This window comes from Acidithiobacillus sp. HP-11, assembly GCF_015100075.1.
Lineage (GTDB): Bacteria > Pseudomonadota > Gammaproteobacteria > Acidithiobacillales > Acidithiobacillaceae > Acidithiobacillus > Acidithiobacillus thiooxidans.
Genome location: NZ_JACKYY010000003.1, coordinates 70,012 through 89,082, shown reverse-complemented (window position 1 = coordinate 89,082; position 19,071 = coordinate 70,012). Strand labels below are relative to the sequence as shown.

General features: G+C 51.5%; 33 protein-coding genes and 3 tRNA genes. 33 read left to right on the top strand and 3 right to left on the bottom strand.

The window, feature by feature from the left end:
• The first annotated feature begins 2 nt into the window (after window positions 1–2).
• From H7F08_RS01865 to H7F08_RS01845, 5 genes are all read left to right on the top strand, one after another.
• Entirely contained in the window at window positions 3–659 is a 657-nt protein-coding gene (locus H7F08_RS01865; RefSeq protein WP_193639718.1) for a riboflavin synthase, read from the top strand.
• On the top strand, window positions 656–1,777 hold the full coding sequence (gene ribB / locus H7F08_RS01860) for a 3,4-dihydroxy-2-butanone-4-phosphate synthase (RefSeq protein WP_010641386.1): 1,122 nt from the start codon (window positions 656–658) through the stop codon (window positions 1,775–1,777). The genes H7F08_RS01865 and ribB overlap by 4 nt, the downstream gene beginning before the upstream one ends.
• Window positions 1,778–1,783: 6 nt before the next feature.
• Window positions 1,784–2,251 (top strand): 6,7-dimethyl-8-ribityllumazine synthase, encoded by a 468-nt coding sequence (gene ribE, locus H7F08_RS01855; RefSeq protein WP_215866304.1) that lies wholly within the window; start codon window positions 1,784–1,786, stop codon window positions 2,249–2,251.
• A 6-nt stretch (window positions 2,252–2,257) separates the two neighbouring features.
• Entirely contained in the window at window positions 2,258–2,704 is a 447-nt protein-coding gene (gene nusB / locus H7F08_RS01850) for a transcription antitermination factor NusB (RefSeq protein WP_193639716.1), read from the top strand.
• A 112-nt stretch (window positions 2,705–2,816) separates the two neighbouring features.
• Entirely contained in the window at window positions 2,817–3,392 is a 576-nt protein-coding gene (locus H7F08_RS01845; RefSeq protein ID WP_024894704.1) for a tetratricopeptide repeat protein, read from the top strand.
• A gap of 22 nt (window positions 3,393–3,414) precedes the next feature.
• On the opposite strand, the gene H7F08_RS01840 is transcribed toward H7F08_RS01845, so the two are convergent.
• From H7F08_RS01840 to H7F08_RS01830, 3 genes are all read right to left on the bottom strand, one after another.
• On the bottom strand, window positions 3,415–3,759 hold the full coding sequence (locus tag H7F08_RS01840; RefSeq protein WP_142089392.1) for a lipopolysaccharide assembly LapA domain-containing protein: 345 nt from the start codon (window positions 3,757–3,759) through the stop codon (window positions 3,415–3,417).
• A 36-nt stretch (window positions 3,760–3,795) separates the two neighbouring features.
• A complete protein-coding gene (gene ubiB / locus H7F08_RS01835) occupies window positions 3,796–5,478 on the bottom strand; it encodes a ubiquinone biosynthesis regulatory protein kinase UbiB (RefSeq protein ID WP_075322134.1) in 1,683 nt (560 codons plus the stop codon).
• Between the two features lie 101 nt (window positions 5,479–5,579).
• Entirely contained in the window at window positions 5,580–6,224 is a 645-nt protein-coding gene (locus tag H7F08_RS01830; protein WP_010639713.1) for an OmpA family protein, read from the bottom strand.
• 254 nt (window positions 6,225–6,478) lie between these two features.
• Here H7F08_RS01830 and H7F08_RS01825 point away from each other — a divergent pair.
• From H7F08_RS01825 to infA, 28 genes are all read left to right on the top strand, one after another.
• Window positions 6,479–6,563: transfer RNA gene (locus H7F08_RS01825), tRNA-Tyr, on the top strand.
• Between the two features lie 60 nt (window positions 6,564–6,623).
• Window positions 6,624–6,697, top strand: a tRNA-Gly gene (locus H7F08_RS01820).
• 7 nt (window positions 6,698–6,704) lie between these two features.
• Window positions 6,705–6,780, top strand: a tRNA-Thr gene (locus H7F08_RS01815).
• Window positions 6,781–6,818: 38 nt separating this feature from the next.
• Window positions 6,819–8,009, top strand: coding sequence for an elongation factor Tu (gene tuf / locus H7F08_RS01810; RefSeq protein ID WP_142089393.1), 1,191 nt, complete (start codon window positions 6,819–6,821; stop codon window positions 8,007–8,009).
• The gene (rpsJ, locus tag H7F08_RS01805) at window positions 8,009–8,317 is read left to right on the top strand and encodes a 30S ribosomal protein S10 (protein WP_012536086.1); all 309 of its coding nucleotides are present in this window, start codon (window positions 8,009–8,011) and stop codon (window positions 8,315–8,317) included. The genes tuf and rpsJ overlap by 1 nt, the downstream gene beginning before the upstream one ends.
• A gap of 19 nt (window positions 8,318–8,336) precedes the next feature.
• Window positions 8,337–8,969 carry a 50S ribosomal protein L3 gene (gene rplC / locus H7F08_RS01800; RefSeq protein ID WP_010639707.1) on the top strand — a complete coding sequence of 211 codons (633 nt, stop codon included), beginning with the start codon at window positions 8,337–8,339 and terminating at the stop codon, window positions 8,967–8,969.
• Window positions 8,970–8,980: 11 nt separating this feature from the next.
• Complete coding sequence (rplD, locus tag H7F08_RS01795; protein WP_010639705.1) at window positions 8,981–9,598, top strand: 50S ribosomal protein L4; 618 nt, start codon at window positions 8,981–8,983, stop codon at window positions 9,596–9,598.
• Complete coding sequence (gene rplW / locus H7F08_RS01790) at window positions 9,595–9,888, top strand: 50S ribosomal protein L23 (RefSeq protein WP_010639703.1); 294 nt, start codon at window positions 9,595–9,597, stop codon at window positions 9,886–9,888. Before rplD ends, rplW begins: the two co-directional genes overlap by 4 nt.
• A 16-nt stretch (window positions 9,889–9,904) precedes the next feature.
• Window positions 9,905–10,729: a 50S ribosomal protein L2 gene (rplB, locus tag H7F08_RS01785; protein ID WP_010639701.1), complete on the top strand. Its 825-nt coding sequence runs from the start codon at window positions 9,905–9,907 to the stop codon at window positions 10,727–10,729.
• Between the two features lie 18 nt (window positions 10,730–10,747).
• Complete coding sequence (gene rpsS, locus H7F08_RS01780; protein WP_010639699.1) at window positions 10,748–11,023, top strand: 30S ribosomal protein S19; 276 nt, start codon at window positions 10,748–10,750, stop codon at window positions 11,021–11,023.
• Between the two features lie 11 nt (window positions 11,024–11,034).
• On the top strand, window positions 11,035–11,367 hold the full coding sequence (gene rplV, locus H7F08_RS01775; RefSeq protein WP_010639697.1) for a 50S ribosomal protein L22: 333 nt from the start codon (window positions 11,035–11,037) through the stop codon (window positions 11,365–11,367).
• A gap of 11 nt (window positions 11,368–11,378) precedes the next feature.
• The gene (rpsC, locus tag H7F08_RS01770; protein ID WP_010639696.1) at window positions 11,379–12,041 is read left to right on the top strand and encodes a 30S ribosomal protein S3; all 663 of its coding nucleotides are present in this window, start codon (window positions 11,379–11,381) and stop codon (window positions 12,039–12,041) included.
• A 12-nt stretch (window positions 12,042–12,053) separates the two neighbouring features.
• Complete coding sequence (gene rplP, locus H7F08_RS01765; protein ID WP_010639694.1) at window positions 12,054–12,470, top strand: 50S ribosomal protein L16; 417 nt, start codon at window positions 12,054–12,056, stop codon at window positions 12,468–12,470.
• On the top strand, window positions 12,467–12,661 hold the full coding sequence (gene rpmC, locus H7F08_RS01760) for a 50S ribosomal protein L29 (protein ID WP_031573675.1): 195 nt from the start codon (window positions 12,467–12,469) through the stop codon (window positions 12,659–12,661). The genes rplP and rpmC overlap by 4 nt, the downstream gene beginning before the upstream one ends.
• On the top strand, window positions 12,661–12,936 hold the full coding sequence (gene rpsQ, locus H7F08_RS01755) for a 30S ribosomal protein S17 (protein WP_010639691.1): 276 nt from the start codon (window positions 12,661–12,663) through the stop codon (window positions 12,934–12,936). The genes rpmC and rpsQ overlap by 1 nt, the downstream gene beginning before the upstream one ends.
• Entirely contained in the window at window positions 12,933–13,301 is a 369-nt protein-coding gene (gene rplN, locus H7F08_RS01750) for a 50S ribosomal protein L14 (protein ID WP_010639690.1), read from the top strand. The genes rpsQ and rplN overlap by 4 nt, the downstream gene beginning before the upstream one ends.
• Window positions 13,302–13,310: 9 nt before the next feature.
• Window positions 13,311–13,631, top strand: a complete 321-nt coding sequence (rplX, locus tag H7F08_RS01745; RefSeq protein WP_010639688.1) for a 50S ribosomal protein L24 — start codon at window positions 13,311–13,313, stop codon at window positions 13,629–13,631.
• Between the two features lie 14 nt (window positions 13,632–13,645).
• Window positions 13,646–14,188, top strand: a complete 543-nt coding sequence (gene rplE, locus H7F08_RS01740) for a 50S ribosomal protein L5 (protein ID WP_010639686.1) — start codon at window positions 13,646–13,648, stop codon at window positions 14,186–14,188.
• A gap of 14 nt (window positions 14,189–14,202) precedes the next feature.
• Window positions 14,203–14,388, top strand: a complete 186-nt coding sequence (locus tag H7F08_RS01735) for a type Z 30S ribosomal protein S14 (protein ID WP_010639684.1) — start codon at window positions 14,203–14,205, stop codon at window positions 14,386–14,388.
• A gap of 9 nt (window positions 14,389–14,397) precedes the next feature.
• On the top strand, window positions 14,398–14,793 hold the full coding sequence (rpsH, locus tag H7F08_RS01730; RefSeq protein ID WP_010639682.1) for a 30S ribosomal protein S8: 396 nt from the start codon (window positions 14,398–14,400) through the stop codon (window positions 14,791–14,793).
• Between the two features lie 12 nt (window positions 14,794–14,805).
• Complete coding sequence (gene rplF, locus H7F08_RS01725; RefSeq protein ID WP_193639715.1) at window positions 14,806–15,330, top strand: 50S ribosomal protein L6; 525 nt, start codon at window positions 14,806–14,808, stop codon at window positions 15,328–15,330.
• 18 nt (window positions 15,331–15,348) lie between these two features.
• Window positions 15,349–15,702 (top strand): 50S ribosomal protein L18, encoded by a 354-nt coding sequence (gene rplR, locus H7F08_RS01720; RefSeq protein ID WP_075322144.1) that lies wholly within the window; start codon window positions 15,349–15,351, stop codon window positions 15,700–15,702.
• A 14-nt stretch (window positions 15,703–15,716) separates the two neighbouring features.
• Window positions 15,717–16,247 carry a 30S ribosomal protein S5 gene (rpsE, locus tag H7F08_RS01715; RefSeq protein ID WP_010639676.1) on the top strand — a complete coding sequence of 177 codons (531 nt, stop codon included), beginning with the start codon at window positions 15,717–15,719 and terminating at the stop codon, window positions 16,245–16,247.
• The gene (gene rpmD, locus H7F08_RS01710; protein ID WP_077218175.1) at window positions 16,240–16,425 is read left to right on the top strand and encodes a 50S ribosomal protein L30; all 186 of its coding nucleotides are present in this window, start codon (window positions 16,240–16,242) and stop codon (window positions 16,423–16,425) included. The genes rpsE and rpmD overlap by 8 nt, the downstream gene beginning before the upstream one ends.
• Window positions 16,422–16,859, top strand: a complete 438-nt coding sequence (gene rplO / locus H7F08_RS01705; protein WP_142089406.1) for a 50S ribosomal protein L15 — start codon at window positions 16,422–16,424, stop codon at window positions 16,857–16,859. The genes rpmD and rplO overlap by 4 nt, the downstream gene beginning before the upstream one ends.
• Window positions 16,859–18,190, top strand: a complete 1,332-nt coding sequence (secY, locus tag H7F08_RS01700) for a preprotein translocase subunit SecY (protein ID WP_193639714.1) — start codon at window positions 16,859–16,861, stop codon at window positions 18,188–18,190. Before rplO ends, secY begins: the two co-directional genes overlap by 1 nt.
• Entirely contained in the window at window positions 18,187–18,849 is a 663-nt protein-coding gene (locus tag H7F08_RS01695) for an adenylate kinase (protein ID WP_031573694.1), read from the top strand. The genes secY and H7F08_RS01695 overlap by 4 nt, the downstream gene beginning before the upstream one ends.
• Window positions 18,850–19,068 (top strand): translation initiation factor IF-1, encoded by a 219-nt coding sequence (gene infA / locus H7F08_RS01690; RefSeq protein WP_010639668.1) that lies wholly within the window; start codon window positions 18,850–18,852, stop codon window positions 19,066–19,068.
• Window positions 19,069–19,071: the final 3 nt, after the last annotated feature.

Sequence of the window (19,071 nt, the reverse complement as noted above, 5' to 3'; positions counted from 1 at the left end):
TCATGTTCACCGGTATTATCGAGGCCTTGGGTCAGGTTAGACAATTGCAGCCTCAGGGAGGTGATTTTCGGATGACGCTCGCCTCTGGCGGGCTGGATTTGGGTGATGTCAAACTCGGTGACAGTATTGCTGTATCGGGTGTTTGCCTGACCGTAGTGGAACTGCACAAAGACGGGTTTGCCGTGGATATTTCCCGCGAGACCCTGGACAAGACCCTGCTGGGTAGCCTTAAAACAGGTAGTGCCGTGAATCTCGAAAAAGCACTGCGTCTGGCTGACCGTCTGGGCGGTCATATGGTAGCGGGTCATGTAGATGGGGTCGGACAAATCCATAGTGTGCAGAATTCCGGACGTTCACAGGTTTTTGCGGTGACCGCACCGCGCGAACTGCTGCGCTATATCGCCGCCAAAGGCAGCATTTGCGTGGATGGTATCAGCCTGACCGTCAATGCTCTGGAAGGCGAGCAATTCATGCTTAATCTGATTCCCCATACACTGACAAATACGACTGCATCAGCCTGGCGTGCGGGTCAGGCGGTCAATCTCGAAGTGGACCTGATTGCCCGCTATCTGGAACGTTGGGTAGCGACGGAGGCGCAGTCGGGGCTAAAATCGGAGATTACCCGCGAATCACTAGCTGCCAGAGGATACCCCGTATGAGTGAAGGTAAAATCAGTCCCGCCGAAGAAATTATTGCCGAAATTGCAGCGGGTCGTATGGTGATCCTCATGGATGACGAGGGCCGTGAAAATGAGGGTGACCTGATCATGGCGGCGGAGTTCGTGACTCCCGCTGCCATTAATTTTATGGTGACCCAGGCACGCGGACTGGTCTGTCTGCCCTTGACCCGGGAACGTTGCCAACAGCTGCGTCTGCCACAAATGGTCGGACATAATACGGCCAGCCTGGGCACCGCCTTTACAGTATCCATTGAAGCGGCTCGGGGAGTGACTACGGGTATTTCTGCAGCCGACCGGGCAGCCACAGTTCAGGCTGCTATTGCTGAAAATGCTGCGCCCGAAGATCTGGTCATGCCCGGACATATTTTTCCCCTTGCTGCCGAGCCGGGTGGGGTTCTGGTCCGCGCCGGGCATACCGAAGCGGCCGTTGATCTGGCACGACTGGCGGGTTGTCAGCCAGCAGGAGTGATTTGCGAGATTCTCAATGCCGATGGGGAAATGGCTCGTTTACCCGATCTGCTTCCCTATGCCGCAAAGCATGGACTTAAAATTGGCACCATTGCCGACTTGATCCGCTATCGCCTTGAAAGAGAAAGGATTGTCGAGCGCCAGGCCCAAGGGCCATGGCAGAGTCCCCATGGAGAATTCCAGCTAACGGTTTATCGGGACTGGGTAGCGAAAGAAACGCATTTTGCCTTGGTCATGGGTGAAGTGGCGGCTACAGAAAGTCCCGTGCTGGTGCGTGTTCAGGTAGGTAAAACACTGAATGATCTGTTTGCGGGAGCGGCCAGTCCCAATACGCGCGCATTAGAGCGGATTGCGGCTGAGGGTCGGGGCGTGCTGGTGTACTTGCACCATGAAGAAAGTGTGGAAGAGCTGGTCCAGGAAGTATCTGCCCTGCCGGAAATGCCCAAAGGGCCTGGGCAGGCTGGAGATGCTGGTCGGGTTTTGCGCACTTTTGGTATTGGCGCCCAAATCCTCACGGATCTGGGCGTGCATCGTGCCGAGGTGCTGAGTGACAGCCATTTCCAGTACCGGGGTATTGGCGGATTTGGTCTCGAAATTGTGGGCCAGCGTCCATTTCAGGAAAATAAATAAGGAAAAATCATGATTCAGCAAATAGAAGGTAGTCTCCAGGCCGGTAAGTTTCGATTTGCCCTGCTGGTCAGCCGCTTTAACAGTTTCATTACCCAGCAACTGGAGCAGGGCGCTATAGATGGTTTGCGTCGTCATGGTGCCAGTGATGAACAAATTCATGTGGTCTATGTGCCTGGCGCTTATGAAATTCCATTGATTGCGCAAAAACTGGCGCGTAGTGGAAATTACGACGCGGTTCTTTGTCTGGGTGCCGTTATTCGTGGCGGAACGCCCCATTTTGATTATGTAGCAGGAGAGGTTTCCAAGGGTGTGGCACAGGTGGCCATGGACACGGGTATTCCTGTGATTTTCGGCATTTTAACCACTGACAGCATTGAACAGGCTATTGAGCGTGCCGGTACCAAGGCAGGCAATAAAGGTTTTGATGCGGCCATGACGGCTCTCGAAATGGTACAGCTTCTGGGTCAGATCTGAGCCTCCATGAAAAACAGTCGTCGTCGCCTGGCGCGTCAGGCTATTATCCAGGCCCTTTATCAGTGGCAGCTGAATCCGGGACATTGTGCAGAAATTGCGCTTCAGTTTACTACAGACCCGGAACGGCTTCGGGGCGCCGATCGCGCTTTCTTTGCGACAGTATGGGAAGGCGTTTGCCAGGCGATTCCGCACTTGGATCCGGCCATCGCCGAAGAAATCCCGGATCGGCGCTGGACTGATGAAATCAGTGAAGTGGAGCGCGCCATTTTGCGTCTTGCCGCCTATGAGCTCCGTGATCTGCCGCAAACACCATACCGGGTAGTCATCAATGAAGCCATTGAATTGGGAAAGGACTTTGGGGCTGAACAGGGGCATCGTTTTGTCAATGCGGTACTTGATAAGCTGGCCCAGCGCTGGCGCCAGAGCGAGATAGAGCAAAGCACAAAATCCTGAAAGAGGATTTTCCCTGGTTGGGAGGTTGGCGTAAAAAGTTGTGGCAGTTTCTTAGCTTTATGGTGTAACCTTCACATCTGAAAGCTATTAACCCTCATTTATGGAGTGAATCATGCCAGCTCATCGTTTATTTTCCAATCCTGCGGTGCTTGCTTGTTCGGCTGCCGCGTTTTTGCTCCTTGCCGCACCCTTGGCCAATGCCCAGACGACGGCCAATAAAGCAGAAATGGAAGACTCAGCCAGCTCGCAGCCGACCGATTTGACCACCGCCAAACTGGAAAACAGCATCGGTACCCGCTGCGCATTGGGCGATGGTGTGCCACAAAATTACACGTTGGCGGCACAGTGGTTTGAAAAATCAGCCATGCATGGTTACGGCAAGGCCGAGTACAACCTGGGCATGCAATATTATTTTGGTCAGGGCGTGCCCAAAGACCTGATTAAAGCAGCCTATTGGTGGAACAAGGCGGCAGAGTTGGGGGTTTCGGCTGCTCAGTATAATCTGGGCAACCTCTATTTCATGGGCCAGGGTGTTCCTCAGGATTACGCCAAAGCGGCATTGTGGTGGCACAAGGCGGCAGAAGCAGGTAACACGCAAGCTACCAAAAACCTCGAAGTACTTGCCCGTGCCGTGCCGATTAATAAAACGGCTTCTGCGGTACCCGTCGCGGACAAAAAAGCCGAATAAGCTTACCAATATCGCCGGGTTCTCAGCTTTCGGCCTTGGACCCGGTCACACCGTTGTTTTTCTGGATGCGTAAGGCGGCGGCGTGTTCCTTTTCAATATACTCACGCTTGCCCTTTTCTTCATTGAGTTGCCCTTCAAGATCAGACAGGCGGCGTTCATGACGACGTATTTTGAGCTTGTTGCGGATATGGGTGGGTAGATAGATCAGCATGCTGGCTATAAACCCCGCCACAAACCCACCCAGTAAAATCACGCCCTGAGATTGGGCAAAAGTCCATGAAAAAAAATGCACGGATGTCATGGTATTATTCTGTACGGCGAATAGGACAGCAACAGCAGCAATCACCAGCGAAATAATGACCCACATAAAAGCAATCCTCCCTTGTTGTTAATCGATTAAGCGTTAATCTCGGATCCTGAAAAAACTACCGACCCATCGAACGCCAACCCAGGTGAATCCAGGTATTAAAATCAACCATGCCCAGAGAGGCAGATCGAAAATCGCGTAATCCAATTTATGCGCGAGTGCCGCCATAATACCAATGCCGACGACAATGAAAGTACCACTGACACCAAATGAAAGGCGCAACATGCCGCGACGGATTTCCTTGCGAATCCCTTCCAGATCCTGATTACGAATAACCAGGGGCAGCTCTCCCTGTTGGGCCTGACGAAGAATGCCATGCAGTAAAACGGGCATTTCCGGAAGGACCAGTCCCCATTCTGGAAAATGGCGCTTCATTTCCGTCCACCAGCCACGGGGGCCGCGCTGACGACTGAGCCATTCAGTCAGCAGTGGAGTGGCCACTTCCCACATGTTCAATGCAGGATTGAAATCGCGGGCGATACCTTCGACGTTCACTAAAGTTTTCTGGAGCAATAGAAGTTGGGGCTGGGTTTGCATGTGAAAGGCCCGGGTCGTCTGGAATAAGCGCAGCAACAAGTTAGCGACCGAAATTTCGTTTAGGGGTTTTTCAAACACAGGTTCGGCAATGGCCCTGATCGCTGTTTCAAAATCCTGAACATTGGTATCGGGCGGAACCCAGCCTGCCTCCACATGCGCCTCGGCGACTCTCCGGTAATCTCTTTGAAAAAAGGCGATCATGTTTTCTGCCAGATAATGCTGGCTGGCATCATCCAGGCTGCCCATGATGCCAAAGTCCACAGCAATAAAGCGCCCGCTTTGGGGATCTATGAAAATGTTGCCGGGATGCATATCTGCATGAAAGTAGGCGTCGCGAAAAACCTGACGGAAGAAAATATCTGCGGCGCGTCTGGAGAGTTGATCAAAGTTGATGCCGGCAGCGCGTAAGGCATCCAACTGACCAATCGGGATACCGTAAATCCGTTCCATGACCAGGACCGAGGAACTGCAGTAATCCCAGTAAATTTCAGGGATATAAAGCAGATCAGGATCGGCGGCAAAATTGCGACGTAATTGACTGGCATTAGCAGCTTCGCGAAGCAAATCCAGTTCTCCGCGCAAGGTCTTGGCATATTCCGCGACAACAGCGCGAATTCTCAGTCGTCGTCCTTCCTGGGAATAGCGTTCCGCCAAATCAGCCAACAGGCCTAAAATAGCCAGATCCTGATCAATAATTCGTCTTAAGCCGGGACGGCGGACCTTAATAGCGACTTCGCGACCATCCTGCAGCACGCCGAAATGAACCTGAGCAATAGAAGCCGCCGCAGCCGGTTTGGAATGAAACTCTGAAAACACTGTATTGATCGGTTTGCCCAATGCGCTTTCAATGATTTTGCAAGCTTCTTCAGAGGGGAAGGGTGGGACGGCATCTTGCAGCTTGGCCAGTTCCTGGGTGATATAGTCAGGCAGAAGATCGCGTCGGGTCGACAACATTTGTCCGAGCTTGATGAAAGTTGGTCCCAGAGTTTCCAGAGCCTGGCGCAGTCGTTCTGCAAAATCCCCCTGCGGCTTGGGACCCAGCCAGGACATGGGGCTAAGGCGTAAAATAGCCTGATACGGCTTTAATATGGGCAGAAAATAAAGCACTTCATCCAGGCGGTACCTCACCAGGACGCGAGTGATGTGCAGAGTACGTACGAAACGAAGCAGGGATTGTCGCATGGTCGCTAGTCTAGCATGGAATTTGAATGCTGCATGATGGACAAAAGGCACAAAAAAGGCGGATCAATTTCGACCCGCCTTATTCAGCCGTTCAGGACTGGTTACTGAACTGTTTTTTGAACCTTGATGTTGGAATTGATTTCCACACGCTGGTTCAGGAAGCGCCCTTGTGAAGTGGCGTTGCTGGCGACGGGATCATTGTAGGAATGTCCTTTCAAGACCATGCGATCATTGGAAACACCATGATTGGCAAGGTATTGAGCAACGCTTTGGGCGCGCAACTTGGACAGCTTCAGGTTGTAGGCGTAACTACCAACTTTGCTGCAATATCCATTCACGTCCAGAACAGCCGCCGGATGATTTTTGGCAAAATCGGCTACTTCGTCCAAAACCCTGATGTCATGATCCAGGAGTTTGTAGGAATCAAATTTAAAGTTGATGCCAGTAATGGTAATGGGCTTACTGACCAGAACCGTACGTTCGACTGGGGCAATAGGTGCCGGAACGGGAGCCGGAGCGGGTGCTGGCTTCACCGCAACCGGAGCAGGCTGAGGTGCGCAATAAGCAGGAATGGCGCCATCCGTGACTGGACGTCCGCCACGGACACAAGCACCATTGGAAGCGACTACCGGCTTTCCACCAGCCTCAATGGCATAACCGTTGTAAGCATTATCAGCAAACGCCGTTCCAGCAATAAAACCGCCGCTGATGGCAAGCATCAGCGTAATACGTTTAATATGTTGCATTATAAACCCTCCTCTCAAGCCCAGGCAGAAATCTACCTGGCAAAATCTAGTACAGCCAGGCAGAGAATGTTGTAAATCGGCAACGATGTCAAGAAATGGGCACAATAAGCAAAGAGGATCTTTTAAAATCAAGATAAAAAAGCCATCTGGGGCACTTGACTGGCGTGGTGCGGGATAAATAAAGTGCGACAGAGATTGTCATAATTTCTATTGACAGGTGCCAGCACTAAGCGGCACAATGCGCCGCTAATCGTGGAGGGGTTCCCGAGCGGTCAAAGGGATCAGACTGTAAATCTGACGGCTCTGCCTTCGGAGGTTCGAATCCTCCTCCCTCCACCATATTTCGATTAAAAGTGCATAGGTAAATAAGTAGTAAGCGGCGCGGGCGCCACGGTTTATGCGGGTGTAGTTCAATGGTAGAACCTCAGCCTTCCAAGCTGATGGTGTGGGTTCGATTCCCATCACCCGCTCCAGAAGTAGGCCCACATAGCTCAGGCGGTAGAGCACTTCCTTGGTAAGGAAGAGGTCACCGGTTCGAATCCGGTTGTGGGCTCCATATTTTTTTCTTGGGTCTGTTTTCTTGGGGAGTTTCTGATGTCCAAAGGGAAATTTGAGCGGACGAAGCCGCATGTAAACGTGGGAACGATTGGTCACGTGGACCATGGGAAGACCACATTGACGGCGGCGCTGACGAAGGTGCTGTCGACGAAGTTTGGTGGAGAAGTACGGGCCTATGATCAGATTGACAACGCACCGGAAGAACGGGCGCGTGGCATCACGATCGCGACCTCGCACGTCGAGTATGAGACGGAAGCGCGTCACTATGCCCACGTGGACTGCCCCGGACACGCCGACTACGTCAAGAACATGATTACCGGAGCGGCGCAGATGGATGGCGCCATTCTGGTCTGTTCAGCGGCGGACGGCCCCATGCCGCAGACGCGTGAACACATCCTGCTGGCCCGTCAGGTGGGCGTACCTTTCATTGTCGTGTTCCTGAACAAGGCTGACATGGTGGATGACGCCGAACTGCTTGAGCTGGTCGAAATGGAAGTCCGCGAACTGCTGTCCAAGTATGATTTCCCGGGAGACGATATACCGGTAATCATTGGCTCCGCCCTGAAGGCCCTGGAAGGCGATCAGAGCGACATCGGCGAACCCGCTATTTTCAAACTGGCAGACGCCCTGGACAGCTACATTCCGTTGCCTGAGCGTCCGGTTGACAAGCCCTTCCTGATGCCGATCGAAGACGTCTTCTCGATTTCCGGACGTGGCACCGTGGTCACCGGGCGTATTGAGCGCGGTATTGTCAAGGTCGGTGATGAAATTGAAATCATTGGCATCCGCGACACCGCCAAGAGCATTGTCACCGGTGTAGAAATGTTCCGGAAGATTCTGGATCAGGGACAGGCGGGCGACAACGTCGGCGTGTTGCTGCGTGGCACCAAGAAAGACGACGTGGAGCGTGGACAGGTACTGGCCAAGCCCGGCAGCATCAAACCGCACACCCGTTTTGAAGCGGAAGTGTATGTCCTGTCGAAAGAAGAAGGCGGACGCCACACCCCGTTTTTCAATGGCTATCGTCCACAGTTTTACTTCCGCACCACGGACGTAACCGGTGCGGTGGAATTGCCGGAAGGTGTAGAGATGGTGATGCCTGGTGACAACGTGTTGTTCAAGGTTGCCCTGATTGCCCCGATTGCGATGGAAGAAGGCTTGCGCTTTGCGGTACGTGAAGGCGGCCGTACGGTGGGTGCCGGCGTCGTTTCCAAGGTGGTCGAATAATGGACAGTTCAAAAATTCGTATTCGCTTGAAATCATACGATTACCGCATGCTGGATATTTCTGCAGCAGAAATCGTTGAAACAGCCCGGCGGACCGGGGCACGGGTATGCGGTCCTATTCCTCTGCCCACCAAAATCGAGCGCTTCACGGTGTTGCGTTCACCCCATGTGGATAAGAACGCCCGGGATCAGTTTGAACAGCGGACTCATAAGCGTTTGCTCGATATTCTCGATCCCAATGATAAAACCGTAGATGCGCTGATCAAGCTGGATCTTGCAGCGGGAGTCGACGTCGAGATCAAGCTGTAATTTTAGAAAGGACAAGAAAATGGTAATGGGTCTGATCGGACGGAAAGTAGGTATGACGCGTATCATCTCGGATGATGGGCGGGTTTTGCCGGTAACCGTCATTCATGTGGCACCGAACAAGGTGACCCAGATTAAAGATATCGCCACTGATGGTTACTGTGCCGTGCAGGTGGCCTGCGGTGAACGACGTCCCCAAAGGGTAACGTCCGCACTGGCAGGACACTTCCGTAAAAGTGGTGTAGTCCCCGGTCGCTTGCTGAGAGAGTTCCGGGTTGAAGATACCGGGGCATACAGCAGTGGTAGTGAGATTGGTCTTGATGTGTTTACTGCTGGTCAAAAGGTCGATGTAACTGGAACCAGCAAAGGTAAAGGATTTGCTGGGGCCATCAAGCGTCATAATTTCCGGAGTAACCGCGCCAGTCATGGTAACTCACGGGCGCACAATGCACCGGGCTCCATTGGTTGTCGGCAGACACCTGGTCGGGTATTCAAGGGCAAGAAGATGGCCGGACATTTAGGTGATGAACAGGTCACTACGCTGAACCTTGAATTGGTGCGCATTGATGAAGCTCGGCATTTGCTGATGATCAAAGGTGCTGTTCCTGGTGCACGCGATGGTGATGTCATCGTGCGTCCTGCAGTGCGCGGTTAGGAGAGAGAAATATGCAAGTCCAAAGTCTGGAAATTGCCAGCGGCAAAAACAGTCCGGTTGAAATTGCCGACGGTGTTTTTGACGTTCCCTACAACGAAGCGCTGTTGCACCAGGTGGTTGTAGCGCAAATGGCTGGCATGCGGGCTGCAACTGCGCACCAGAAGAATCGTTCTGCTGTGCGCGGTGGTGGTCGTAAACCCTGGAAGCAAAAGGGTACCGGTCGTGCGCGCGCTGGTACAACACGCAGCCCAATCTGGCGTGGTGGTGGTCGGGTGTTCCCTGCTGGTGGTGAAAACTATCATCAAAAGGTCAATAAAAAGATGTGGGCAGGTGCCATGCGTACTGTCCTGGCAGAGTTGTTGCGCCAGGGTCGGTTGCAGATTATTCAGCAGGAAGATTTTTCCGAAGCACGCAGTAAAAACGCGCGTGAGTGGATTGATCAGGCCGGTGGTACGGATTTTCTCCTGGTCATGGGTGAAGTGCCAGTCAATTTATTCTTAAGCTTGCGCAATTTTCCGAGAGTCGGTATTGCCGGCTGGCAGGATATCGGTCCTGCAGATCTTCTCCAATATGGCCGTGTGCTGATGGATCAGGACGCAGTCATGAAATTAGGTGAGGTGTACGGATGAATGCAGAACGTAAATATCTGGTCCTTTTGGCCCCGGTCATCAGCGAAAAAAGCACCATGGTGCAGCAGCAGTCTAACCAGTTTGTTTTCAAAGTGGCGCGCGACTCTACCAAGCTTGAAATTAAGTCGGCTGTTGAAAAACTATTTGAAGTTCAGGTGTTGTCTGTTCAGACCTGCAATTACATGGGCAAGGAAAAGCGTATGGGACGGCACGTTGGCCGCCGCTCTTCCTGGAAAAAGGCTTATGTACGTCTGGCCGAAGGCAACAGCATTGACTACGGCGTGGCCTGAGGAAAGGATCTAAAAAATGGCATTGATTAAAACCAAACCCACCTCTGCAGGTCGACGTTTTGTCGTTAAAAGCGTAGATACGCGTCTGCACAAAGGGGATCCGTATCCCACGTTGGTGGAATCTCAGTCACATAGTGGCGGCCGTAATAACCATGGGCGAATTACCCGACGCCACCAAGGTGGTGGGCACAAGTCACATTATCGTCTTATCGATTTTAAGCGCAATAAGTTTGACGTTCCCGGTAAGGTTGAACGCCTGGAGTATGATCCCAATCGTTCGGCACATATTGCACTCGTTTGTTATGTCGACGGAGAACGTCGTTACATTCTGGCCACCAAAGGAATGAACGTCGGTGACGCCATCCTTTCTGCTGAACAAACGCCCATCAAGCCCGGCAACTGCATGCCGCTGCGCGGTATCCCGGTAGGTTCGGTAGTGCATAATATTGAAATGCGTCCGGGCAAGGGTGGGCAGATTGCCCGTTCGGCAGGTGCATCGGCTCAGCTTATGGCGCGTGATGGAGAATATGCTCAGTTACGTTTGCGCTCTGGTGAAGTGCGCCGAATTCATGTATCCTGCCGCGCTACCATTGGTGAGGTCGGTAATGAAGAACACGGATCTCAGCAGTTGGGTAAGGCTGGTGCCACACGTTGGCGCGGTGTTCGCCCAACCGTACGAGGTGTGGTTATGAACCCGGTAGATCACCCCCACGGTGGTGGTGAAGGTCGTACTTCCGGTGGTCGGCATCCGGTTTCACCTTGGGGGCAACCGACCAAGGGTTATCGTACCCGTAAAAACAAGCGTACAAGCAATATGATTGTACGACGTCGTTCGCGTTAGTGGTTAAGGGGATTTGACGTGCCACGTTCCATTAAAAAAGGTCCGTTCATTGATGAACATCTGGACCGTAAAGTACAAAGTGCACAGGCGAGTAGTAGCCGGCGTCCGATCAAAACATGGTCGCGTCGTTCCACTATTACCCCTGATTTCATCGGTCTGACCATCAGTGTACATAATGGTCGTCAGCACATTCCTGTTGTGGTCAACGAGAACATGGTTGGCCATAAGCTCGGTGAATTTGCACTGACACGGACCTTCAAAGGTCACGTGGCTGACAAAAAAGCCAAGCGATAAAGGGGAATCAGATGAAATCATCAGCTGTACTTAAAGGACTGCAGATGTCTCCCCAAAAAGCGCGACTGGTTGCTGACCTGGTGCGCGGCAAACCGGTAGACAAGGCGTTGGAGATTTTGCAGTTTACCAACAAGAAAGCAGCATTGCCCATTCGTAAATGTCTCGAATCAGCAATTGCTAATGCAGAAAACAATGAAGGTGCCGATGTGGACGCCCTTTTCGTCGAACAGATTCTGATTGACGGTGGTGCGGTGCTGAAGCGCTTTGCGGCCCGGGCAAAAGGTCGGGGCTCACGGATCCTGAAACGGACCAGCCATATCACGATTGTGGTCGCAGAGAGTTAACTGAGGAAGCTATGGGACAAAAAACCAATCCAGTCGGACTGCGTCTGGGAATCATTAAGAATTGGAACTCCCGTTGGTACGGGAAGGGCGATTTCCAGGAAAAGTTGCTGGAAGATATTAAAATCCGCCAGTTCATTCGCGAGAGACTTTCCGGTGGAGCTGTTTCCGATATTATTATCGAACGTCCTGCACGGAGTGCGCGTATCACAGTACATACTGCGCGCCCTGGTATCGTTATCGGTAAAAAGGGCGAAGACATCGAAAAGTTACGTCACGATGTGCAAAAGCGCATGGGCGTTCCGGTTCATATTAATGTCGAAGAAATTCGTAAGCCTGAATTGGATGCGCAGCTGGTTGCTGAAAGTGTTGCACAACAGCTGGAACGCCGAATCATGTTCCGTCGGGCGATGAAAAGAGCCGTTACCAATGCCATGCGTTTCGGAGCACTGGGTATGCGCATTAATTGTGCCGGTCGATTGGGTGGAGCAGAAATTGCTCGTACTGAATGGTATCGGGAAGGGCGGGTGCCTTTGCACACCCTGCGAGCCGATATTGATTACGGTTTTGCTGAGGCGAAAACCACCTACGGTATTATTGGCGTCAAGGTATGGATTTTTAAGGGCGAAATTCTGGAATGGAGCACGGTACAAAATACCGGTGCTCACCAGAAGTAACGGGAGCTTCAGATGCTGCAGCCTAAACGTACGAAATTTCGTAAACAACACAAGGGACGCAATCGCGGCATAGCGACGCGTGGGAGTAAGGTAAGCTTTGGCGAATTTGGCCTTAAAGCCATTGGCCGGGGCAGAATTACTGCGCGTCAGTTGGAAGCCGCTCGGCGTGCCATTAGTCGTCATGTAAAACGTGGCGGTCGGATCTGGATCCGTATTTTTCCGGACAAGCCCATCAGTAAAAAGCCGGCAGAAGTCCGGATGGGTAAAGGTAAAGGTAACCCTGAGTATTGGGTGGCGCTGATCCAGCCTGGTAAAGTTCTTTATGAAATGGAAGGTGTCAGTGAGGAAGTGGCCCGTGAAGCTTTCGCTTTGGGTGCGGCCAAACTTCCAGTGCAGACCGTATTTGTAAGTCGGCGGGTGATGGGATGAAAGCGCAAGAAATACAAAAACTGGATCTGGCCGGCTGCCAGACTGAACTCATGCAATTGCTGGAAGAGCAGTTCAAGTTACGCATGCAGCATGCTACTGGTCAGCTCGCCAAGACTACCCGTTTGCGTACAGTGCGCAGAGATATTGCCCGTGTGCGTACAGCGATTAGTGCCAAGAAGGGAGTGCAGTGATGAGTGAAGTAAAAAATCCCCGTAGTCTCGTTGGCACTGTTGTTAGCGACCGTATGGATAAAACCATTGTAGTTCTGGTCGAAAGACGTATCCAGCATCCGCTTTACAAAAAGTATATTCGTCGTTCCAAAAAGTTTCATGCGCACGACGCTGATAATGCCTGCCACATTGGTGACACGGTAAAAATTGAAGAATGTCGGCCCTTGTCTAAAACCAAAAGCTGGCGCCTGGTGAATGTGCTCAGCCAGGGTGTTGTCGAAGGAGATAACGCATGATTCAGATGCAGACTAGATTAAGCGTCGCGGACAACAGTGGTGCGCGGGAAGTGATGTGCATCAAGGTTCTCGGCGGCTCGCACAGGCGTTATGCGGACATTGGCGATGTTATCAAGGTCAGCATCAAGGACGCAGTGCCTCGTGGTAAGGTCAAAAAGGGCGATGTTTACAATGCCCTGGTCGTCCGTACTCGCAAAGGCGTTCGTCGTGAGGATGGTTCCTTGATCCGCTTTGATACCAATGCAGCGGTGCTGCTTAACAATCAGTTACAGCCTATTGGTACGCGTATTTTTGGACCGGTAACCCGTGAATTGCGCGGGGCTAATTTCATGAAAATAATTTCGTTAGCGCCAGAAGTGCTGTAGGGGATGACCATGTTGAAGTTGCGTAAGGATGATGAAGTCGTGATTCTGGCCGGTAAGGACAAAGGTAAGCGCGGTAAGGTGCTGAAAGTTCTTCGTAGCGAATCACGGGTGCTGGTGGAGAAGGTGAACATGATCAAGCGTCACGTTCGTCCTGATCGTATGGGCAAGCCTGGCGGCATTGTCGAAAAAGAAGCGCCACTTCATATTTCCAATGTGGCTATTTTCAATGCTACTGCGGGAACTGCAGACAGAGTTGGTTATAAAACGCTGGAAGGCGAACGTAAGGTTCGGGTTTTCAAGAGCAGCGGCGAAGTTATCAGCGGCCGTTAAGGGTAAAATATAAAATGGAAGCACGTTTACATACTTTGTACAAAAGCGCCATCGCCCCCAAGCTGATGCAGGATTTCGGTTATCAAAGCGTGATGGAAGTACCCAAGATTCTCAAAATCACCTTGAATATGGGTGTGGGTGAAGCGGTTGGTGACAAGAAAATTCTTGAAGCCGCCGTTGGTGACATGACTAAAATTGCAGGTCAGAAGCCAGTGGTCACCCGTGCCCGTAAATCGGTTGCTGCTTTTAAAATTCGGGATGGTTATCCAATTGGTTGCATGGTGACTTTGCGAGGTCTGGTCATGTATGAGTTTCTCGATCGCCTGGTAACAGTAGCTATTCCCCGCATTCGCGATTTCCGTGGTCTGTCACCAAAATCTTTTGATGGCCGTGGTAACTACACCTTGGGTGTGAAAGAACAAATCATATTCCCTGAAATTGAATATGATAAAATTGATCGTTTGCGCGGGTTGGACGTGGTGTTCACTACCACCGCCAAGAATGATGAAGAGGGCCTTGGGCTGTTAAAAGCCTTCAAGATGCCCTTCCGGCCTTGAAGGGAGTTTGACGCGTGGCAAAAAAATCATTGATTGCAAAGTCCGAAAGGACCCCAAAGTTTAAGGTGCGTGCGTACCACCGTTGCAAATTGTGCGGACGTTCACGTGGTTACTATCGGAAATTTGGTCTGTGTCGTTTGTGCCTGCGTAAGCATGCCTCGGCGGGTTCAATTCCCGGTATTGTCAAAGCGAGCTGGTGAGGAAACACGATGAGCGTAACGGATCCTATTGCTGATATGCTTACGCGCATTAGAAATGCGCAACAAGTAAATAAAGCGAAAGTCTTAATGCCTGCTTCAAAACTGAAACGCGCCATTGCTCGCGTTCTGGTTGAAGAAGGTTATATTACCGATTTCCGGGAAGAAACACAGGATGGTCATCCGGTTCTGAATCTGACTCTTAAGTATTATGCCGGAGCTGGGGTTATTGCCGAGATCCGTCGTGTAAGTAGACCGGGTGTGCGTATTTATCGGGGTGCTGATGATCTTCCCAAGGTTCGGGATGGATTTGGCATTGCCATCATTTCAACTTCGCAGGGAATCATGACTGATCGTGCGGCACGTACTGCCGGGATTGGTGGTGAAGTACTCTGCGTAGTCTCTTAAGGGAGATTCAGTATGTCTCGAGTAGGGAAACAGCCTGTTACTCTTCCTAAAGGTGTGGAAGTTCATGTGGCTGATAAGTATTTGCATGTAAAAGGTCCCAAAGGTCAGATTTCCACTCCATTTCACTCCAGTGTGACGCTGCAGGTGGACGATGGAGTCGCTACCTTAGCCTGGGCTGATGGGCAAAATGCTTTTGCCGGCACAATGCGTGCCCTGTTAAACAATATGGTGCATGGCGTCTCGGTAGGTTTTGAGCAGAAACTTGAAATTATCGGTGTGGGTTATCGTGCGCAAGCAAAAGGCAAAACTCTAAGCTTGAGTCTGGGATTTTCACATCCTGTAGATTATCCGGTACCTGACGACATTACGATTGAAACGCCGACCCAGACAGAAATCGTGATCAAGGGTATTGATAAGCAGAAAATCGGGCAAATTGCCGCAGACATTCGTGCGTATCGTCCTCCTGAACCGTACAAAGGTAAAGGTGTACGTTATGCAGGTGAAAATGTCCGTCGTAAAGAAGCCAAGAAGAAATAATGGTTGAGGCAGGTAATCATGAATAAAAATACATCCAGACTCCGTCGTGCACGTAAAACCCGTGCCCGAATTGCATCTCAAGCCAAACCAAGACTTTGCGTCTTTCGTTCCGGAAAGCACATCTATGCACAGGTCATTGATGATTCCAAGGGGGTCGTCATTGCCCAGGCATCCAGCGTGGAAGGTGAGTTGCGGGCGACCATGCCCCGAGGTGCCGATGTGGCTGCGGCAGTGACCATCGGTCAGCGGGTTGCCGCCAAAGCATTGGCTGCTGGTGTGAAGGAAGTAGCCTTTGACCGAAGCGGTTATCGTTATCATGGTCGGGTGCGAGCCCTGGCCGACGCCGCCCGCGAGGGCGGGTTGTCGTTCTGACGGAGATCTGAAAAATGGCAAGGGAAAATCGTGATGCTCAGCCCAGCGATGGTATGCAGGAAAAGCTGATTCATATCAATCGTGTATCTAAGGTGGTCAAGGGCGGTCGGCAATTTGGTTTTGCAGCACTGATGGTTGTCGGCGATGGTGATGGCAAGGTCGGGTTTGGTCGTGGTAAAGCCAAGGAGGTTCCTGCGGGAATCCAGAAAGCCACAGACCAGGCTCGTCGTTGGATGACGCAAATCCCATTGATGCGTGGTGGCACAATTCCCTACCCGGTAGAAGGTCGTCATGGTGCTGCTCGTGTCATGTTGCGTCCTGCTCCAGAAGGTAGTGGTGTTATTGCTGGTGGTGCCATGCGCGCTGTCTGTGAAGCAGTTGGCTTGCGCAACGTGGTGGCTAAGTCGCTGGGTTCCAATAATCCTATCAATGTGGTGCGTGCAACTTTTGATGCATTCAACAAGCTTTCCAGCCCCCAGGCCATCGCCATGAAGCGTGGCAAAAGCCTGAAGGAAATTCGTGGTGATGGAGGTCATGATGAGTAAACAGTTACGCATTACTCTGGTAAAAAGTTTAATTGGGGTGACCGAGAATCATCGCCGTGTTGTGGTCGGCCTTGGTTTGCGCCGCACCAACCATACTGTTGAACGTCCTGATACGCCAGAAATCCGTGGCATGGTCAATAAAGTGCCTTACCTATTGCGCTGGGAAGAGTTGTCATGAAATTAAATACAATAGCGCCTGCAGAGGGTGCCAAGAAAGACCGTCGTCGTGTCGGACGCGGCATTGGAAGTGGCCTCGGTAAAACCGCAGGTCGTGGTCACAAGGGGCAGCATGCGCGGTCAGGTGGTTACCACAAGGTCGGTTTTGAGGGCGGTCAGATGCCCTTGCAACGCCGTATTCCTAAAAGAGGATTTCGGAATACCTTTGGTGCCCGTACTTGCGAGGTAACCTTGTCCCAGCTGGAAAATGCAGCGATTGATGGTGTGGTCGACATGGAAGGCCTACTGTTGCGGCGCATTGTTCGGGGCAGTCCGGACGTCGTTAAGGTTATTTTGACGGGTGAATTGAGCCAGGCGCTTACCGTGCGTGGATTGAGAGTCAGTGCGGGAGCCAAGGCTGCGATTGAAAGTGCTGGCGGAAAGGTCGAAGAATAATGGCCGGGTTGCGTAACATTGCGGGTGCCGCAAAGGGCGCTGGTAAGATCAATGAATTACGTAACCGCATTTTATTTTTGCTGGGTGCTTTGCTGGTTTTTCGTATTGGTGCGCATATTCCGGTTCCGGGCATTGATCCGGCTGCTATGGCTTCTTTTTTCAATGAGCAGCGCGGAACAATTCTCGGCATGTTCAACATGTTCTCCGGCGGTGCTCTGTCGCGCTTGACAGTTTTTGCATTGGGGATCATGCCCTATATCAGCGCTTCCATTATTTTCCAACTGGCGGGTTCTGTTTTCCCCAAGCTGGAAGAACTAAAAAAAGAAGGCGAGTCAGGCCGTAGAAAAATCACCGAATACACGCGTTATGCCACGGTCGGTCTCGCCCTCATGCAAGGGCTGGGTATTGCTGTTGCCATTGAAAAAATGCACGCAGGTCATATTCCTGTTGTAATTGATCCTGGTCCTTTGTTTTTGTTTACCACGACGATCTCTCTGGCCTGCGGTACGGTTTTTCTCATGTGGATTGGTGAACAAATCACCGAGCGAGGTATTGGCAATGGCATATCGCTGATCATTTTCGCGGGGATTGTCGCGGGGCTACCTGATGCTATCGGGACAACCTTTGAGTTGATGCAAACCGGGCAGTTCCAGCCGATGTTTGTGGTGGCACTGTTTGTTCTGGCCCTTCTGGTTACCGCTTTTGTGGTCTTTATGGAAAGCGCCCAAAGACGTGTTCCTATTCAGTACGCCAAGCGTCAGGTTGGACGTAAAATTTATGGTGGGCAAAGCACGCACATGCCCCTCAAGGTCAATATGAGTGGCGTTATTCCACCGATTTTTGCGACCAGCATATTATTGTTGCCAGCTACGCTTTCGGGGTGGTTTGCCAATGTCCCAGGTATGGAATGGTTGGCGCGCTTCGGCCAGGCCTTGAGTCCGGGTTCTGCGCTATATGTCGTCGTATTTACTACGGCCATTGTATTTTTTGCCTTCTTTTATACGGCAATGGTCTTTAATCCGAGAGACACGGCCGATAACCTCAAAAAATCCGGTGCGTTTGTTCCAGGGATCAGACCAGGGGAACATACTGCCCGTTACATGGACAGGATTTTAACGCGTCTAACCCTTTGGGGAGCCATTTACCTGACACTGGTCTGCTTGTTGCCTGAATTTCTCATTGTTCAGTACAACGTGCCCTTTTATTTAGGAGGCACCAGTTTGCTGATTGTGGTTGTGGTGATGATGGATCTTATGGGTCAGATTCAAAGTCATCTGCTTACGCATCAATATGAAGGGTTGATTCGTAAGAATCCCCTGAGTGGACGATGAGTTTGGCCAGACACCTCATATTTCTGGGTGCTCCAGGAGCGGGTAAGGGTACACAGGCTCAGCGCCTGGCTCAATATTTAGGCTTGCCTCATGTCTCTACCGGTGATATGCTCCGCGCCTCTGTTCAGTCTGGTAGTGATATAGGACGTCGTGCTGCTGCAGTGATGGATTCTGGGGCACTGGTCAGCGACGACATTATTGTTGGTATTGTTGCAGAGCGCTTGACGTTGGAAGATGCGGTTGCTGGGGTGATATTCGACGGCTTCCCGCGCACCGTGTATCAAGCGCATGCATTAGACCAACTATTGCAGGATAGCGGTGGGGTCATCTCTGCTGTACTGCATATTGCACTGGATGATGAGGAAATTGTTGTGCGGCTTTCAGGACGGCGTGTCTGTTCTGGTTGTGGCGCGATTTATCACGAACGCTATCATCCTTCATTGGTCACTGCAGTATGTGATCAGTGTGGGGGCAGTCTGGTCCAGCGTGAAGATGACCAGCCGGATGTGATCAGAAAACGTCTGGCGGTTTATCAGGCGGAAACAGCTCCTTTGATCGCTTATTATCACGATCGGCCAGCCTACCATCAGATTGATGGTCATGGTGAGGCGGATGAAGTGTTTGCCAGAATCGTGGAAGCGGTGAGGGAAAAAGATTAGATGTCTAAAGAAGATACTCTGGAGATGCAGGGCGAAGTGATTGAAAACCTGCCGAGTGCAACTTTTAAAGTGCGTCTCGAAAATGGGTATGTAGTGAATGCACATATATCCGGCAAAATGCGTATGCATTATATCCGTATTCTGCCAGGAGATAAGGTGACCGTAGAAATGACGCCCTATGATTTAACCAAGGGTCGCATTATATATCGTGCCAAATAGGGG

Bases quoted from the DNA above. Each gene is read 5' to 3' on its own strand.
- H7F08_RS01865 (WP_193639718.1), top strand. From the start codon at position 3: ATGTTCACCGGTATTATCGAGGCCTTGGGTCAGGTTAGACAATTGCAG.
- ribB (WP_010641386.1), top strand. From the start codon at position 656: ATGAGTGAAGGTAAAATCAGTCCCGCCGAAGAAATTATTGCCGAAATT.
- nusB (WP_193639716.1), top strand. From the start codon at position 2,258: ATGAAAAACAGTCGTCGTCGCCTGGCGCGTCAGGCTATTATCCAGGCC.
- H7F08_RS01845 (WP_024894704.1), top strand. From the start codon at position 2,817: ATGCCAGCTCATCGTTTATTTTCCAATCCTGCGGTGCTTGCTTGTTCG.
- H7F08_RS01840 (WP_142089392.1), bottom strand. From the start codon at position 3,759: ATGTGGGTCATTATTTCGCTGGTGATTGCTGCTGTTGCTGTCCTATTC.
- ubiB (WP_075322134.1), bottom strand. From the start codon at position 5,478: ATGCGACAATCCCTGCTTCGTTTCGTACGTACTCTGCACATCACTCGC.
- H7F08_RS01830 (WP_010639713.1), bottom strand. From the start codon at position 6,224: ATGCAACATATTAAACGTATTACGCTGATGCTTGCCATCAGCGGCGGT.
- tuf (WP_142089393.1), top strand. From the start codon at position 6,819: ATGTCCAAAGGGAAATTTGAGCGGACGAAGCCGCATGTAAACGTGGGA.
- rpsJ (WP_012536086.1), top strand. From the start codon at position 8,009: ATGGACAGTTCAAAAATTCGTATTCGCTTGAAATCATACGATTACCGC.
- rplC (WP_010639707.1), top strand. From the start codon at position 8,337: ATGGTAATGGGTCTGATCGGACGGAAAGTAGGTATGACGCGTATCATC.
- rplD (WP_010639705.1), top strand. From the start codon at position 8,981: ATGCAAGTCCAAAGTCTGGAAATTGCCAGCGGCAAAAACAGTCCGGTT.
- rplW (WP_010639703.1), top strand. From the start codon at position 9,595: ATGAATGCAGAACGTAAATATCTGGTCCTTTTGGCCCCGGTCATCAGC.
- rplB (WP_010639701.1), top strand. From the start codon at position 9,905: ATGGCATTGATTAAAACCAAACCCACCTCTGCAGGTCGACGTTTTGTC.
- rplV (WP_010639697.1), top strand. From the start codon at position 11,035: ATGAAATCATCAGCTGTACTTAAAGGACTGCAGATGTCTCCCCAAAAA.
- rpsC (WP_010639696.1), top strand. From the start codon at position 11,379: ATGGGACAAAAAACCAATCCAGTCGGACTGCGTCTGGGAATCATTAAG.
- rplP (WP_010639694.1), top strand. From the start codon at position 12,054: ATGCTGCAGCCTAAACGTACGAAATTTCGTAAACAACACAAGGGACGC.
- rpmC (WP_031573675.1), top strand. From the start codon at position 12,467: ATGAAAGCGCAAGAAATACAAAAACTGGATCTGGCCGGCTGCCAGACT.
- rpsQ (WP_010639691.1), top strand. From the start codon at position 12,661: ATGAGTGAAGTAAAAAATCCCCGTAGTCTCGTTGGCACTGTTGTTAGC.
- rplN (WP_010639690.1), top strand. From the start codon at position 12,933: ATGATTCAGATGCAGACTAGATTAAGCGTCGCGGACAACAGTGGTGCG.
- rplX (WP_010639688.1), top strand. From the start codon at position 13,311: ATGTTGAAGTTGCGTAAGGATGATGAAGTCGTGATTCTGGCCGGTAAG.
- rplE (WP_010639686.1), top strand. From the start codon at position 13,646: ATGGAAGCACGTTTACATACTTTGTACAAAAGCGCCATCGCCCCCAAG.
- rpsH (WP_010639682.1), top strand. From the start codon at position 14,398: ATGAGCGTAACGGATCCTATTGCTGATATGCTTACGCGCATTAGAAAT.
- rplF (WP_193639715.1), top strand. From the start codon at position 14,806: ATGTCTCGAGTAGGGAAACAGCCTGTTACTCTTCCTAAAGGTGTGGAA.
- rplR (WP_075322144.1), top strand. From the start codon at position 15,349: ATGAATAAAAATACATCCAGACTCCGTCGTGCACGTAAAACCCGTGCC.
- rpsE (WP_010639676.1), top strand. From the start codon at position 15,717: ATGGCAAGGGAAAATCGTGATGCTCAGCCCAGCGATGGTATGCAGGAA.
- rpmD (WP_077218175.1), top strand. From the start codon at position 16,240: ATGAGTAAACAGTTACGCATTACTCTGGTAAAAAGTTTAATTGGGGTG.
- rplO (WP_142089406.1), top strand. From the start codon at position 16,422: ATGAAATTAAATACAATAGCGCCTGCAGAGGGTGCCAAGAAAGACCGT.
- secY (WP_193639714.1), top strand. From the start codon at position 16,859: ATGGCCGGGTTGCGTAACATTGCGGGTGCCGCAAAGGGCGCTGGTAAG.
- H7F08_RS01695 (WP_031573694.1), top strand. From the start codon at position 18,187: ATGAGTTTGGCCAGACACCTCATATTTCTGGGTGCTCCAGGAGCGGGT.
- infA (WP_010639668.1), top strand. From the start codon at position 18,850: ATGTCTAAAGAAGATACTCTGGAGATGCAGGGCGAAGTGATTGAAAAC.